The organism is Desulfobacula sp. (assembly GCF_030145145.1).
Taxonomy (GTDB): domain Bacteria; phylum Desulfobacterota; class Desulfobacteria; order Desulfobacterales; family Desulfobacteraceae; genus Desulfobacula.
Genome location: NZ_JAQYWD010000045.1, coordinates 26,483 through 40,656, shown reverse-complemented (window position 1 = coordinate 40,656; position 14,174 = coordinate 26,483). Strand labels below are relative to the sequence as shown.

The 14,174-nt window shown below is 46.4% G+C and carries 13 protein-coding genes and 1 pseudogene; 10 read left to right on the top strand and 4 right to left on the bottom strand.

Annotation, left to right across the window (positions count from 1 at the left end; all coding sequences use genetic code 11):
• Positions 1 to 107: 107 nt before the first annotated feature.
• Positions 108 to 1,028 (top strand): hypothetical protein, encoded by a 921-nt coding sequence (locus tag Q1Q15_RS21690; RefSeq protein ID WP_300464594.1) that lies wholly within the window; start codon positions 108 to 110, stop codon positions 1,026 to 1,028.
• 196 nt (positions 1,029 to 1,224) lie between these two features.
• Here Q1Q15_RS21690 and Q1Q15_RS21685 read toward each other — a convergent pair whose 3' ends face one another.
• The 3 genes from Q1Q15_RS21685 to Q1Q15_RS25570 form a co-directional block, all read right to left on the bottom strand.
• Positions 1,225 to 2,610, bottom strand: a complete 1,386-nt coding sequence (locus tag Q1Q15_RS21685) for a carboxypeptidase regulatory-like domain-containing protein (protein WP_300464592.1) — start codon at positions 2,608 to 2,610, stop codon at positions 1,225 to 1,227.
• Positions 2,611 to 2,612: 2 nt separating this feature from the next.
• Entirely contained in the window at positions 2,613 to 3,206 is a 594-nt protein-coding gene (gene tssD / locus Q1Q15_RS21680) for a type VI secretion system tube protein TssD (RefSeq protein ID WP_300464590.1), read from the bottom strand.
• A 386-nt stretch (positions 3,207 to 3,592) separates the two neighbouring features.
• Positions 3,593 to 3,931, bottom strand: a complete 339-nt coding sequence (locus Q1Q15_RS25570; RefSeq protein ID WP_363321029.1) for a YkgJ family cysteine cluster protein — start codon at positions 3,929 to 3,931, stop codon at positions 3,593 to 3,595.
• Positions 3,932 to 4,047: 116 nt separating this feature from the next.
• Here Q1Q15_RS25570 and Q1Q15_RS21675 point away from each other — a divergent pair, with 116 nt between their 5' ends.
• Positions 4,048 to 4,467, top strand: coding sequence for a thioesterase family protein (locus tag Q1Q15_RS21675; protein WP_300464589.1), 420 nt, complete (start codon positions 4,048 to 4,050; stop codon positions 4,465 to 4,467).
• A 48-nt stretch (positions 4,468 to 4,515) separates the two neighbouring features.
• Positions 4,516 to 4,764, top strand: a pseudogene (locus tag Q1Q15_RS21670) (hypothetical protein); the annotation flags it as partial.
• A gap of 34 nt (positions 4,765 to 4,798) precedes the next feature.
• Here the strand turns inward: Q1Q15_RS21670 and Q1Q15_RS21665 are convergent.
• On the bottom strand, positions 4,799 to 6,187 hold the full coding sequence (locus Q1Q15_RS21665) for a sigma-54 dependent transcriptional regulator (protein ID WP_300464587.1): 1,389 nt from the start codon (positions 6,185 to 6,187) through the stop codon (positions 4,799 to 4,801).
• Between the two features lie 482 nt (positions 6,188 to 6,669).
• Between Q1Q15_RS21665 and metK the strand changes: the two genes are divergently transcribed.
• From metK to Q1Q15_RS21630, 7 genes are all read left to right on the top strand, one after another.
• Positions 6,670 to 7,857 carry a methionine adenosyltransferase gene (gene metK, locus Q1Q15_RS21660; RefSeq protein WP_300464585.1) on the top strand — a complete coding sequence of 396 codons (1,188 nt, stop codon included), beginning with the start codon at positions 6,670 to 6,672 and terminating at the stop codon, positions 7,855 to 7,857.
• A 113-nt stretch (positions 7,858 to 7,970) separates the two neighbouring features.
• Positions 7,971 to 9,167 (top strand): homocysteine biosynthesis protein, encoded by a 1,197-nt coding sequence (locus tag Q1Q15_RS21655; RefSeq protein WP_300464583.1) that lies wholly within the window; start codon positions 7,971 to 7,973, stop codon positions 9,165 to 9,167.
• On the top strand, positions 9,164 to 9,589 hold the full coding sequence (locus Q1Q15_RS21650; RefSeq protein ID WP_300464582.1) for a 4Fe-4S binding protein: 426 nt from the start codon (positions 9,164 to 9,166) through the stop codon (positions 9,587 to 9,589). The genes Q1Q15_RS21655 and Q1Q15_RS21650 overlap by 4 nt, the downstream gene beginning before the upstream one ends.
• 100 nt (positions 9,590 to 9,689) lie before the next feature.
• Complete coding sequence (locus Q1Q15_RS21645; protein WP_300464580.1) at positions 9,690 to 10,166, top strand: SET domain-containing protein-lysine N-methyltransferase; 477 nt, start codon at positions 9,690 to 9,692, stop codon at positions 10,164 to 10,166.
• The gene (locus tag Q1Q15_RS21640; RefSeq protein WP_300464578.1) at positions 10,163 to 11,371 is read left to right on the top strand and encodes a diaminopimelate decarboxylase; all 1,209 of its coding nucleotides are present in this window, start codon (positions 10,163 to 10,165) and stop codon (positions 11,369 to 11,371) included. Before Q1Q15_RS21645 ends, Q1Q15_RS21640 begins: the two co-directional genes overlap by 4 nt.
• Positions 11,372 to 11,380: 9 nt before the next feature.
• A complete protein-coding gene (locus tag Q1Q15_RS21635) occupies positions 11,381 to 12,751 on the top strand; it encodes an aminotransferase (RefSeq protein WP_300464576.1) in 1,371 nt (456 codons plus the stop codon).
• Positions 12,748 to 14,160 carry a gamma-aminobutyraldehyde dehydrogenase gene (locus Q1Q15_RS21630; RefSeq protein WP_300464574.1) on the top strand — a complete coding sequence of 471 codons (1,413 nt, stop codon included), beginning with the start codon at positions 12,748 to 12,750 and terminating at the stop codon, positions 14,158 to 14,160. The genes Q1Q15_RS21635 and Q1Q15_RS21630 overlap by 4 nt, the downstream gene beginning before the upstream one ends.
• Positions 14,161 to 14,174 lie beyond the last annotated feature (14 nt).

Genomic DNA, 14,174 nt, shown 5'->3' with positions numbered 1-14,174 from the left:
TGTAGGTTTGAAGCATTATATTTTCCTTTTTTGGATGCCGCTTAACCTACGATATTTTTACCCAAAAGTCAAGTAAAACCCTTTAAAATAAGGCTTTTTGAAGCTTAATGTCAGGAGCTCTGAAATTCGACAGCCAGGGACAATGGGTCTGGTCGGTTGGCTCGCTCGGCTCCGATCATGATGGCCAGTTCCTTTCCCCACGGGGAATCGGCATAGGCGTAGACGGCAATCTGTATGTCTGCGATACCTACGGCTACCGCATACAGGTGTTCGGGGTGAACGGAGAGTTGATCAAATCTCATAATGATGAACATTTCACCTTACCCGCGCACATCGCCTTCAGCCCCGACGGTAACGCCATCTATGTCGGCAATGACGGTAGAGAGACAGAACTCTTCAAGGAATCGACGGGCAATCCGTGGTCTTACAATTTTTCTCTTTTCGGGTTTTCTGCTGCTGAGCAGTGGGTTGATCTTGCCTATCGGGATCAGGGAACTGTAAGGATTGTTGAATTCTCCGTTGCCGACGAAACCCTCACGCCTGAAGATATCGAACATTACATTGACTATCAGGAAGGCGAATATCGATTTGTCACCATTGACTCACTCGTGAGCAGCTTCGGTTCAAATCTGATTCATCCGACCCATGAGGAGGAGATTCGTCAGGCCATTTCACAGAATAAGCTTGTTTTAACTATTCACATTGTTTCATCAAATCGCAATCCTGTATCTCCCGAACTTGCGGCGCTTGACGATAAATCCATTCCAGCCTACGACTGGCTGTCAAACGAATTATTGGGAAACGTTATGGTAAATATATCTATAGCCCCCAGGCCGGTCCGCAAAGGTGATTTTGACGACAGCGGGCATATCGACCTAGCTGATGTAATTTTAGCCTTGGAAATCCAGGTCTGTGAAAAAACCCAGCCGGCATCAGATGTTTATGTGGAAGCGGAGACCAGCGGAGACCAAAAAATCGGAATTCAAGACCTGCCCTTTGTCATGCAGGAAATAACAGGGAACAGGTGAGTTCGGGGGACAAGTTCGGGTTCTTAGAAAAAAAACGGGTTGTGCCGGTTAAATGAGCTGGTAGATTGAGAGACAATCTCAATGGGAGAGGGATATGGGGGCATTCAAAATTCTGTGTCAATAAATCCGGGAAATATAAAAAAGGGCTGCCATAATTACCACGACAACCCCCTTTTATGAAAATTTTCAGAGGACACTATTTAAACCCGGAAAGGGCCTTTAAAATATCAATCGCCTCCTTTAAATCAATCAGACCATCATTGTTGATGTCACTTAGAACCTTTAATTCAATGTGCGGCAGATATATGAACGTGTCATTTACAACAATTTCAGTCGTATAAGGCTTGAAATAAGAGGCCTGGGCTTGAATCAAGTAATTCCCATAGGGAATATTGTCAAAGGAAAAAGTGCCTGACAGGTCGGTCGTTGTCTGGAAATCCGTTCCCTGCAAGAAAATTGAAGCACTCTTGATTCCGCTTTCGTAACCGTTGACCGTAGAAAAAATCGTCCCCATAACCGTGGCTGTCCGAAATGTATAGGAGGTTTTGTCCTGAGGATCTGTTTCATCGACATACTCCTGGTAGTTGCTGTTTCCATCACCATCCGAATCTTGGGCAGCGTCTTTCCGATTCGTGGGATCAAGGCCGTTATCGGCTTCCCATCCATCCGGTAAATCATCATTGTCGGTGTCGTAATCAAACGGATCTGTGTTGTGTTGATATTCGGCTAAATTAATTAATCCATCCGAATCAAGGTCGATCCCTCCATCCTTCTCGTTTTTGTTCAATCCCGTATAATAATCTTCCCAATTATCCGGCATTCCGTCCCCATCAATATCGCCGTCATTGTCTATTTCTATTGCTGATACGGTTTTTTTTGCTCCTGATGCTGTACTCAGCAAAATCACGGCCGAACCGTTCTCAGTATCTGCATCCTCTGCTGCTGCAATCGTTACCGTCTGAAACTGATCCCAGTCGAATGGTGTAAAGGTAAGGCTGGCGCCGGACTGAATTGTAAGGTCAGGGTCTCCGTTTACTTTTGCAGCCATCAAGCTGACATTGGATGCGGGTTTAGAAGACAGCTTTACGCCGATTTCAGCAATCCTGCCTTCGGTCACCGGAAGTGAGTCTTTGTCCGTTACAAGTTCTGAGTCTTGAGTCGTCGGTACAAAGATGAAACCAGTATCGACAGCCTCAATCCATCGGATATCCGGGTAATAAACCACAAACGGTTCGGTTTCAAGAACTTCCCATAACGTTCCGGATGTTCCATTTGTTGTTTCAACGGTTTCATCCGGATCAGGAAGCGATAATATGGACGACTCGGCATAGAGTGACAGGATCATGGACTCTATCTCGTAAACCAAAAGACTCTCGGATTCGTAATGTATACCCCAGCTTGCCACCTGTAAAGACGCAAGGGTTACGATACCACCTCCTGGAAGCGTTATCAATCCCTCCATATCTTGATTGATGATGGTATTGCCTTTAAAAACCATGACCTGCCCGGCATGAAAATTTTCCGCCAATGGCAGGGTCAAAGATACCACCACAAAAAATAGTAACAGATTGATTGTTTTCATGGCTATTGCCTCAACTGCGCATTCCTGTCTGTTGCCATTTGCTCGGAAGATCCTATTGAATCTTCTGACTCTATCCCATCACTTTCCCATGTCCACTTGATATATTGATAGATGAAGGCAACGGTTTCCATATGATGATAGCTGTTGTTTTGGGGTAGGAAAACAGGCGGATAACTTGGTGTGATGCTGATAATTAATGCTTTTTTTAGAGTGATAGTAAAATAGTTTTCTTCAATTCCTGATGGGTCAACTTTGTAAAACCGCATGGTAATCTCTAGTTGTTCGCCGTTGATGAGCGCCTGATAGAGCTTGGGTGTTGATTTGTCGAAGGATTTTAGAATTTTTAACGGTGTATGTACTCTCTTCCCTGTAATGTTATTTTGAGCGTCTCTTGGTATGTAGACGTTATGCCCGAACGAATATGCGGCTATCCATCCATCACAGTCAAAGCTGGAGTCGCAACTGCCTTCGATTTTACCCTGTGTTTCACCTTCAATGAGAACCTTTGAAACAAGTGCTGCTTCAACAGCCAGGGGAGTGCATAGAAATGCCACGGTTACCAGCAATAATGAAAAAAAAATTAAAATCGCTTTCATGGGACAAACCTCCTTTTATAGTTTATCGTATTGATATGGAACCGGAACAAGAGGATTGCAGGCTGGGCTGAAGAGTTGGAACTGACATGGATTCATGTGTCAGGTCAAAGCAGATAATTATTCTGAATAATACACCCAAATACATAAAAAGAGCAAGTTTTTTACAGGACCTGAGATTGCGTTTTATGATCCGCGGCCAACAATATTCATGGGAATCCCCGATCCGGGCAAATTCACCTCCAGCGTTGATCTTAGTTCCGTGTTCAGGTAATTTTTCACGTGAGCAATGCCTGATACATAATCTTAGAGCATAATGAGGATCAAAAAAATAGTATCAATACCTGTGGCTGGCATTTGGAATTGTAACCAAAAAGACGGGAAAAGCGTTAATACTTTGAAAAGGATTGGAGGCCAAAAAATTCTCTTGACCTGTCACACAGGAAGTTGCCGATATTATTTTCCCATGAAATATTGAATTCTCGACAGGTGGAGGGCCGGTGTTCATAAATGAGACATTTTACACAGAAACCCACTTTGCCCTCCAGAGCAATGCAGCGATGATTTCTGGTGTCAGTACCTTTCATGAACCTTCTGGAGTCTTTGAAGAGAGAGGTCATATCAACTGGGACAAAACCATTTATGATATTATCGACCTCAAAGTCTGGGAATGAAACCAAGGAAAAGGCACAACAGGCACCGCATGTTTCGCAAGGGCTGATTTTCATATGATTTTTCCTTCTTTTTTTATATGCAATATATTAATCTTCGTTTATTGTAAAAGCAAACTAATTATTCTATTATTTAGATACTTTTATAACAATTTAAACTGCGAGAAAAACCAATGGGCAAAATCGACCTTTCAGGATTGAAAATCGGAATGGAAAATACGCTAAGTATTATTGTCTCAAATGAAAACAGCGCCGAGGCTGTCGGCTACAAAGGAATGCCAGTTTTAGGAACACCTCACCTTGTTGGCGTTATGGAAACCGCTTGTATATTCGTACATGAATTCCTGCCTGAAAACTACCTGACAGTAGGAGTAGCGAATAGCATGAAACACCTGTCCGCATCACCTATTGGCGCAACAATTGTAACTAAAGCACAATTAACTGCCATAGACGGGAGGAAGCTGACCTATTACATAGAAGCCCATGACTCAGTCGATAAGATAGCCGAGGGCACTCACACACGGTTTATAGTTAATTCCAGAGATTTTTTTGCAACCCTTGAAAGAAAGAAACACAAGCTTGGTCTAACCTAAAAGGTTGTTCAAAACCAACGTATGAAAAAAGAGCAACTTTACGCTTGGTCCTTGGTGCTGCTCAACCTTGCCGGTGGGGATTGTGTTGATGATTTAACCTGAAGGTCACACGTAAAAATACTGGAAGCAGATGAGGGGTTTTATAAAATATTGCGTCAATCAGAAATGCACGGTCTGAGGCGTAAAGTCCGGAGAGCCTTGGACTGTCTTCCGGATAATGTGGAAACAGTAAAATTAAGATCAGACACGGCCGGATATCAGCACGACCTGTTGAAATACTGTGAAACAGGTGGAAACTGGGATGATGAAAAAATTTGGCGGTGGATTTGGACTACCCTGATGAGTTGACAGTAGAGATGCCGTACCGCTCCATCTTGTTGTACAGGGTCCGCCTGGATATTCCAAGGATTTCACTGGTACGGGATCGGTTATCCCCTGCATGGGCCAGGGTCCTGATAATCAGTCCTTTTTCAACCTGGGCCAGGGTCATGCCTATTTTAACGGTCATCTGATTATCCCTGTCCTGGTAATGGCTGATCCGGTTGGGCAGGTTTCGGGTTCGTAGAATATCCTCAGTTGCTGAGACCACAGCGCGCTGGATGACGTTTCTTAATTCCCTGACATTCCCCGGCCAGGGATAGGATTCCACACAGTTGATAAAATCCGAAGAGAGCCCTCTGATCTTCTTTTTAAAATCCTCGCTGGCCTCTTTTATGAAATGGCTCACCAAGAGAGGGATGTCACCACTCCGATCTCTTAAGGGCGGCATAACGATATTGAGGACGTCCAGCCGGTAGTAAAGGTCTTCTCTGAAATTGCCCAGCCGGATCTCATTGACAAGATCGGCATTGGTGGCGGCAATCACACGGACATTGACAGGCATATTTTCCTGGCTGCCGATCCGGCTGAATTCATTGGTCTCCAAAAGTCTGAGCAGGCTGACCTGCATTTTCTGATCAATGGTGCCGATCTCATCAAGAAACACCGTGCCGCCGTCAGCCATCTCAAAGCAACCTTTCCGCATTTTTGTTGCTCCGGTAAATGCACCGCTGACATGGCCGAACAATTCACTGGCCACAAGATCGGGAGGCAGAGAGGCGATGTGGACAGGGATACAGGACGCATCATTGCGCGCGCTCAGTTGGTGGATGGCTTGTGCAGCCAGTTCCTTTCCAGTACCGGTTTCTCCTGAAATCAGAACCGGGATGTCTGTAACCGCTGCCTGGCGGATCAGGCGGTAGGCCGCCTGCATCACCGCGGACCGGCCGACCATTCGTTCAAACGTATTTTTTTCGGTCTCTGCCTTGAGCAGCATGTTGGGTCCCAGAAGGGGTTTTGCCTCCATGGCCGACCCGATAAGCAGTTTGAGTTCCTCGCTGGTAATGGGCAGTGTGGCGTAGTGGTAGGCGCCGGCTCTTAGCCCCTGGTTGGCAAATTTCAAAGAACCGGGGGCCGTAAATAGAAGAATCTGGGTCTGGGGGCATTTAACAGAGATCAGCTCCAGTACATCCAATGCATCGGCCTGCTGGTTGCGGGCAACAGCGCCGGAAAAGAGCATCAGGTCAAACCGGTTCCGTTCAAACCGGTCCACCACAGCTTCAAGATTTCGTTCATAAGCGATGGTTACATCATCGTTATCAAAAATGGTTTTGACTTGTTCTGCCAGAACTTTGCCGTCGTCAACGCATATAATTCTGGCAGGTATGTGTTCGCCCTCCATGGGGGTGCTCCTTGCGGGATGTATGAATGTTGGCTTGTGCATAATGTGCACAATTTGACCATGGGAATAAAATATTCCTTGTTCAACTCGATTATGTTTTGAGCGTAACTATCATTTAAAATAGGGAAATGCAAGTGTTTGATAAGGTTTTTTTTAACACTGCCAGGGGATAGGGCAGAAAATAGGTTTGTGTAAAAAATGCACACTTATATTGGATTTATATCAGAAGTGTGCTCTTCTTGCCCATGTTCGGATAAAAAAGGGTGTAATCAGGTCGAATCCTTTCCACCCGGTTCGTTATAATTATTTTAAAGATGTATGAAATCAATGAGATGCGGTTGTTTTCCTGAGGGGTATCTGTGTCTGGTACAGGTGTTGCAAAGCCCTGGCAGGAGTTAGTGTGCATTACCGTTGCCGGAAAAACAACCGTCAAAGAAAATGTTCAATGATAATAAACCTGAGCAAGTAAAAAAGGAATAAATATGAGCAAGCTGAAAACCGATCATGTATTTACCAGCGAATCTGTCAGCGAAGGCCATCCGGATAAGATCTGTGACCAGGTCTCGGATGCCATTTTAGATGCCTGTCTGGAAAAAGATGCGGCCAGCCGTGTGGCCTGTGAGACGGCCGTGACAACTGATTTCATGATCAATATTGGAGAGATTACATGCCGTGGGTGGGATGAAATATCTCCGGAAGCCGTTGCCCGAAAGGTCATCCGGGATATTGGATACGACCGTGCAGAACTCAAATTCTGCTGTAACGATTTTGAATATCTATGCCGGATTCATCCACAGTCTGCCGATATTTCCCAAGGGGTCAGCGAGGGAGAAGGACTCTTTTCGGAACAGGGCGCGGGTGACCAGGGCATGATGTTCGGTTACGCAACCAATGCCACCAGTTCGCTGATGCCGGCGCCCATCCATTACAGCCATGAGCTTCTTGCCGGGCTTCAAAAGATTCGTAAAGAGAGGGATATCAAATATCTCAGGCCTGATGCCAAAACCCAGGTCTCGGTGCTCCATGAAAATGGCATGCCCAAACGGATCACTTCGGTGGTCATCTCGCACCAGACCGATGACATTCCCCTGGAAAAGATTCGGGCCGACCTGATCCAGGTCTCCAAAGATCTGCTCGGTCCTTCCGAACTGCTTGATGATGATACGCAATACTATATCAATCCAACCGGCAAATTTGTTATCGGCGGCCCCCACGGAGACGCCGGATTGACCGGCAGAAAGATTATTGTGGACACCTATGGCGGTGTCGGCTGCCATGGCGGCGGGGCATTCAGCGGCAAAGATCCTTCCAAGGTAGACCGTTCAGCCGCCTATTATGCCCGATATGCAGCAAAAAATATTGTGAGTGCTGGCCTGGCAGATAAATGTGAAATCCAGGTGGCCTATGCCATCGGTGTTGCCAAACCCCTGAGTGTTAATGTGGCGTGTTTTGGAACATCCAGTGTTGCACCTTCGAGGATTCAGGAGGTTCTGGAGAGTGGTGAGATATTCGACTTCAGGCCGGCCGGTATCACCCGGGATCTTGATCTCACACGCCCCAACGGCTGGAGCTATCAGGATACGGCGGCCCTCGGTCATTTCGGGCGGGAGCAATTCCCCTGGGAAAAGACAGACAAGGCCCAGGCCCTCAAGGAAGCGGTTGGCGAATAAACGATTTTGATGGGCTTGTGGGAGTTTGATGATGTGTAGAATTAATGGCAAGCGTGGTTTTGCCCAATCTTATGACACTAAAAAGACAGCTGTAACTACAGGGGGCCGGATTTATGAAAACATACGAAGAGATTAACCGTAAAATAGCATCGGGAAAGGCCGTCGTCCTAACCGCAGATGAAGTGATCGACTACGTGGATCAGAAGGGACTTGATAAGGCCGCAGCTGAAGTTGATGTGGTAACAACAGCCACTTTCGGTCCGATGTGTTCTTCAGGATGCTTTCTCAACTTTGGCCATTCCAAGCCGAAGATGCGGATGACTGAAGCCTGGATTGATGATGTAATGGCTTACGGCGGTATTGCTGCGGTCGATGTATACCTTGGGGCAACACAGTTAAAGCAGAATGATCCTGCCAATAAATATTATCCGGGTGATTTTTTATTCGGCGGCGGACATGTGATGGAGAAACTGGTGGCAGGCGAAGAGCTGGAGTTATCTGCCCGATCATACGGCACTGATGAATATCCACTAAAAGAGATCCGAACGTATTTCACAATAGACGATCTGAATCAGGCCATTATGACCAATCCCCGCAACTGCTACCAGAACTATAATGTGGCTATCAATTGCAGTGATAAGCCGATTTATACTTATCTGGGTGAATTAAAACCCAAGATGAAAAACCTCACCTATTGTTCGGCAGGGCAGCTTTCTCCTCTGCTGAATGACCCGTTATACAGAACCATTGGGGTGGGAACCAGCGTCTGGCTTGCAGGGTCGCACGGTCATGTGTATGCCCCAGGGACGCAGCACGCGTCGGACTGCCTCAGAGGGGATAATGATGTGCCGATGGAAGGTGCCGGAACACTTGCACTGACCGGGGACATGAAAGAGATGGACAGCGAATTTGTCCGGGGCGTCAGCCTGAAAGGATACGGCGTATCCCTCGCCTTGGGGGTCGGTGTCCCGATACCCATACTCGATAAAGAGATTCTTCGGTATTGTACCGTACGCGACAGTGAAATATTTGCCGAAGTCATTGACTATTCCACCGCATATCCGGAAAGGCATGGCGATATTCTCGGAAGGCAGTCTTACGCTGATCTGCGAAGTGGAAGAGTAGAAGTGAATGGAAAGAAAGTGACAACCGGGTCGCTGTCTTCCTATTCAAAAGCATTTGAGATATCCGAACGGCTTAAAGAAGAAATTAAAAAAGGAGATTTTTTGTTGAGCATGCCGTTTCAGAGGCTTCCTGTTAGCCAGAGAATGTCTCCGCTTGATGTAAAAACCCAGGGAGAAAAAAGATGAATACCATAGAACAAGTCAAGAGAAGAGTCGTACTGACCTTTCCCAGATTTATTGGCGGACAGCCGATTATCACCGAACTGATCAGAGAATATGAACTTGAAGTAAATATATACAGAGCCCAGGTTACACCGAATGAAAAAGGATATATTGCCATTGATATTATCGGTGAAGAGTCCCAAATAGAGGACGGTCTGGAGTTTATACGTTCTTTCGAGATTGATGTGAACCTGACCATGAACACTCTTTTATGGAATAAAGATAAATGCACCGGATGCGGCAATTGTGTTCCTCACTGCCCCACCGGTGCACTCTATGTAAAGGATAATCGATCAAGACCCATCGATTTCCATGGGGATAAATGTATCGAGTGTCTCTGCTGTATCGAAAGCTGTCCTTTTGGCGCCTGCACGTCCATGTTCTGATATGATAAGTGCAATTTTAATTATAAAAAACAGATGGTTAGAAAAATTATTTGTATGGTGATGATTCACCACAATATCTAAATATTTAAAGAGAGGTGTTATGATTTACCCTTGTGAATATGAATTGCAAGAGGGCCGAAACTATCCAAATGAAGAAGATTTTACGGTTACCCATTGTGAAACAACCGGCAGCGGGATTTATGTGAACCGACGTTTTAAAAAAGGTGAGATGGTGGCCAGGATGGCCGGGATAACCGTGCCGTATATTCTTCAGCACACCCTTCAGATTAACCCGTTTCTTCAACTGTATGATCCCCATTTTACTGGGCTTTTACTGCATTCATGTGATCCGCTGGTCTCTCTGGATATGAATAAACTTGAAATCTGGGCATTGCAGGATATTGAAAAAGGGGTGGCGCTGACAATGGATTATGCCCAGACCGAGGACGTATTGTTCAAACAATTTCCCTGTGCCTGCGGTGCGATTAACTGCCGGGGATGGGTGACCGGTCGAAAAGAATCGATCAATTCCTCGGGCCAGAAGTATCTTCAGGAGCTGGAAAGGAAGTGTGGATGAGCTCACAAAAAGAGCGTCTGTGGTGGGAAAGAGAGGATCTTTGCTATAAAGACGGCCATCTGTTTTTTTCCGGGGAATCAGTGACGGATTTGATCGGTTTAACCGGCACCCCTGCTTTCTTTTATACGGGAAAAAGGATATTACAAAATATCGAGCGGCTCCATACGGCTCTGGATCAACTGGAATCTCACAAGATTTTTTATGCCATAAAAGCCAACCGGTTTGCCCCGCTTTTGACCCATATCAAAGACACGGGTGGATGCGGTGTGGATGTCTGTTCTCCCAACGAGCTGCTCCATGCCTTTTCCTGCGGTTTTATACCCAATGAGATTTCATATACAGCCAACTCCATGACAGATGAGGAACTGAAGCTGCTGGCCAACAATCCGGATGTGGTTTTAAACTGTGATTCGTTAAGCACTATTCGCAGGCTGGGCAAATTCTGTTCCCACCGGAAAATCGGCATCCGGGTCAATCCGGCGATGGGGATTGGATACAGGGATAATGAGACCCTAAAATACAGCGGCGATAAAACCACCAAGTTCGGCATTTACAGGGAGCAGTTTAAAGCGGCGCTCCAGCTGGCTGCAGAAAATCACTTTATCGTGGATACCATCCATTTTCATACCGGATGCGGATATCTGAACAATCAATTGTCAATATTCAGTGAAATTTTAGAAGCCACGCAGTGGTTTCTGGACAATGTGAAGGATCTGGCGTTCGTTAACCTTGGCGGCGGCCTGGGGGTTCCCCATGACTGTGATGACGAGGCGTTAAACCTGGATGCCTGGGTGTCTGTTATCAATACCCATTTTGATGGCAAAGGCATTACCATCTGTGTTGAATCCGGGGATTATATTGTTAAAGACAGTGGAATCCTGGTTTTGGAGGTGAATACCGTCGAGAAAAAGCGGAATACTGATTTTGTCGGTGTGAACGGCGGATTTAATCTGGCCATTGAGCCGACGTTCTATGGGCTGCCCTGTGAACCTGTTGTGCACAGGCAGAAAACAGATCTGATGAAACCGGTTACCATTGTCGGCAATATCAACGAATCCCTGGATGTATGGAAAGACAATTTTCCCATGCCCGATCAGATAAAGGAAGGGGATCCGCTTGTGTTTATCAATGCCGGCGGATATGCGTCGTCCATGATGTCGAATCACTGTATGCGGGGCGTGGTATCAGAAAACCTATTAATTTAAAAGGCGGCTATGAATTTTAAAAAAGAGAATATGACGCTTGCTCAAAAAGACAAAAAGCACATTATCCATCCGTGGTCGGATCTGGGAAGTGATGCTGAATCCATGGTGATTGAATCCGGCAAAGGGATTCATGTCTTTGACGATGCAGGCAATCAATATATTGATTCGATCTCAGGCATGTGGTGTGTCAATCTGGGGTATGGAAACAGGGAAATGGCAAATGCGATTGCCGACCAGTGTGTTCAGCTGGCATACTACACACCCTTTGGGGCCATGACAAGCCCTCCCTCGGTCAAACTGGCAGATAAGTTGAGCCGGTTAACCCCCGGTGACCTGAACTGCTTTCAATTTACAAACAGCGGTTCCACGGCGGTTGAATCGGCCATCCGGTTTGCCCATTACTATTTTAACTGCCTGGGCAAGCCAGAAAAAAAGCATATTATTTACCGCGAGAACGCCTATCACGGCAGTACTTATCTAAGCGCTTCCTTGAACGGTAAAAAATGTGACAGAAGCTATTTTAATTATATTACAGATATGGTTCATTCCATTCCTGATCCCAATCCGTTTAAACGGCCTGCGGGAATGAGTGTCGAAGAGTTCTGCGACCTCCGGGTCAGCGAACTGGAGCAGAAGATTCTACAGCTCGGGCCGGAAAATGCCGCCTGTTTCATTGCAGAACCTGTCATGGGGTCCGGCGGTGTGATTGTCCCGCCGCCGGGATATCACAAAAAAACCCTGGAGATCTGCAGAAAATATGACGTGCTCTATATCTCGGACGAGGTGGTGACGGCGTTTGGAAGACTGGGGCATTATTTTGCGTCTGAAAATGTTTTTGACATTGTTCCGGATATTATTACCGTGGCCAAAGGCATTTCTTCCGGTTATCAGCCCCTGGGGGCTGCCATTATATCTGAAAAACTGGTGAATCGCATCAGCGGACCGTCGGCCAGTGAAAATTCATATTACACAAACGGATTCACCTATTCCGGCCATCCGGTGACCTGCGCGGCAGCCTTAAAATATCTTGAGATTATGGAGAGGGAAAAGATAAATGAGCATGTACGGGAAGTGGGGGACTACTTCATGGAGCGCCTGGAAACCTTACGTGAGTTATCCATTGTGGGCGATGTCAGAGGGATCCGTCTGATGGCGTGTGTAGAGTGTGTGGTTTCAGACAATGAAGAGGAGAATATCGCCGTTGCCCAAAGAGTGGATGAATTCTGCCAGGAAAATGGGCTCATTGTCCGGCCCTATGAAAACTTATGTATATTGTCGCCGCCGTTAATTATTGAAAAAGAAGGCGTAGATCAGATTGTCAATATTCTAAGGCAGAGTATCATCGCGACAACGAATGAAAGAAAAAAGGAGAACCAGTGATAGAAAAAATAGATACCCATCTTCTGATAAACGGGAAAAAAGTGCTGGGAGAGTCTGAAAAAATCGCTCTAATCAGTCCGGAAAATAATGAATTGATAATCGACGTGCCATCGGCGTCAGCGGATCAGGTGGATGCGGCTGTGGAAGCCGCCAATGCGGCTTTTCCCGGATGGAAAAGAAAATCTTTTGCAGACCGGGCAGACAGATTGTTCAAGCTGGCCGATCGGATTGATGAAAAAGCCGGGTTCCTGGCAAAGCTGGAATCACTCAACTGCGGTAAACCCTATCAGCGGATGCTGGAGGATGAGATACCGGCCATTTCCGACCATTTCAGATTCTTTGCAGGTGCGTCACGCTGTATGTCCGGCAGTGCTTCTGGTGAATACCTTGAGGGATTTACCAGTATGATCAGAAGAGATCCGGTGGGGGTTGTGGGACAGATTGCCCCATGGAATTATCCTTTAATGATGGCAGCCTGGAAAATTGCCCCGGCTCTGGCTGCCGGTAATACGGTCGTATTTAAGCCGTCTGAAAATACACCATTGACCATGCTGGCCCTGGCTGACGATATGATCGAACTTTTTCCTGCGGGTGTGCTCAACATTGTCACGGGAACAGGACGTGCTGTCGGAAAACAAATTGCAGACCATGATAAGGTTCAAATGGTTTCGGTAACCGGTTCGGTAAACACCGGAAAGCAGGTGTTGTCATCGGCCTCATCCAATGTCAAACGCACCCATCTGGAACTGGGGGGTAAAGCGCCGGTGATTGCATTTGATGATTGTGACGTTGATGATCTGGTTGAAAATATAACATTATGGGGATATTACAATGCCGGACAGGATTGTACGGCAGCCTGCCGGTTGTATGTTCAGGACAACATTTATCAGGAAGTGGTAGAAAAGCTGACAGCGTCGGTAAAAGGGATTGACGTTAATGACATCGGGCCGTTGATTTCCGAGCAGCAGCGGGAAACCGTCAGTGGCTTTGTCGAACGGACTAAAACAATTCCCCATCTTAATATTACTGCCGGCGGCAACAAGATTGATCGCGGGTGCTATTATGAGCCGACCCTGATTGTTGATGCGCTTCAGGATGATGAGGTGGTTCAGGAAGAGATCTTCGGGCCGGTGGTTTCCGTCACCCGGTTCAGCAATACGGATCAGGCGGTTGAATGGGCCAATGACTGTAAATACGGGTTGGCTTCGTCTATCTGGACCAGGGATATTCAAAAGGCGCACAAGGTATCATCCCTGCTGCAGTTTGGTGTAACATGGATCAATACTTATTTCATGTATGCGTCAGAGATGCCCCATGGGGGATTTAAAATGTCTGGATATGGAAAAGATCTTTCCATGTATGGGCTGGAAGATTACACAGTGGTTCGACATATTATGGTGAAAATTTAACCCTGAACTTTCAT

Coding starts and splice junctions, on each gene's coding strand:
- Q1Q15_RS21690 (WP_300464594.1), top strand. CDS start 108: ATGTCAGGAGCTCTGAAATTCGACAGCCAGGGACAATGGGTCTGGTCG.
- Q1Q15_RS21685 (WP_300464592.1), bottom strand. CDS start 2,610: ATGAAAACAATCAATCTGTTACTATTTTTTGTGGTGGTATCTTTGACC.
- tssD (WP_300464590.1), bottom strand. CDS start 3,206: ATGAAAGCGATTTTAATTTTTTTTTCATTATTGCTGGTAACCGTGGCA.
- Q1Q15_RS25570 (WP_363321029.1), bottom strand. CDS start 3,931: ATGAAAATCAGCCCTTGCGAAACATGCGGTGCCTGTTGTGCCTTTTCC.
- Q1Q15_RS21675 (WP_300464589.1), top strand. CDS start 4,048: ATGGGCAAAATCGACCTTTCAGGATTGAAAATCGGAATGGAAAATACG.
- Q1Q15_RS21665 (WP_300464587.1), bottom strand. CDS start 6,187: ATGGAGGGCGAACACATACCTGCCAGAATTATATGCGTTGACGACGGC.
- metK (WP_300464585.1), top strand. CDS start 6,670: ATGAGCAAGCTGAAAACCGATCATGTATTTACCAGCGAATCTGTCAGC.
- Q1Q15_RS21655 (WP_300464583.1), top strand. CDS start 7,971: ATGAAAACATACGAAGAGATTAACCGTAAAATAGCATCGGGAAAGGCC.
- Q1Q15_RS21650 (WP_300464582.1), top strand. CDS start 9,164: ATGAATACCATAGAACAAGTCAAGAGAAGAGTCGTACTGACCTTTCCC.
- Q1Q15_RS21645 (WP_300464580.1), top strand. CDS start 9,690: ATGATTTACCCTTGTGAATATGAATTGCAAGAGGGCCGAAACTATCCA.
- Q1Q15_RS21640 (WP_300464578.1), top strand. CDS start 10,163: ATGAGCTCACAAAAAGAGCGTCTGTGGTGGGAAAGAGAGGATCTTTGC.
- Q1Q15_RS21635 (WP_300464576.1), top strand. CDS start 11,381: ATGAATTTTAAAAAAGAGAATATGACGCTTGCTCAAAAAGACAAAAAG.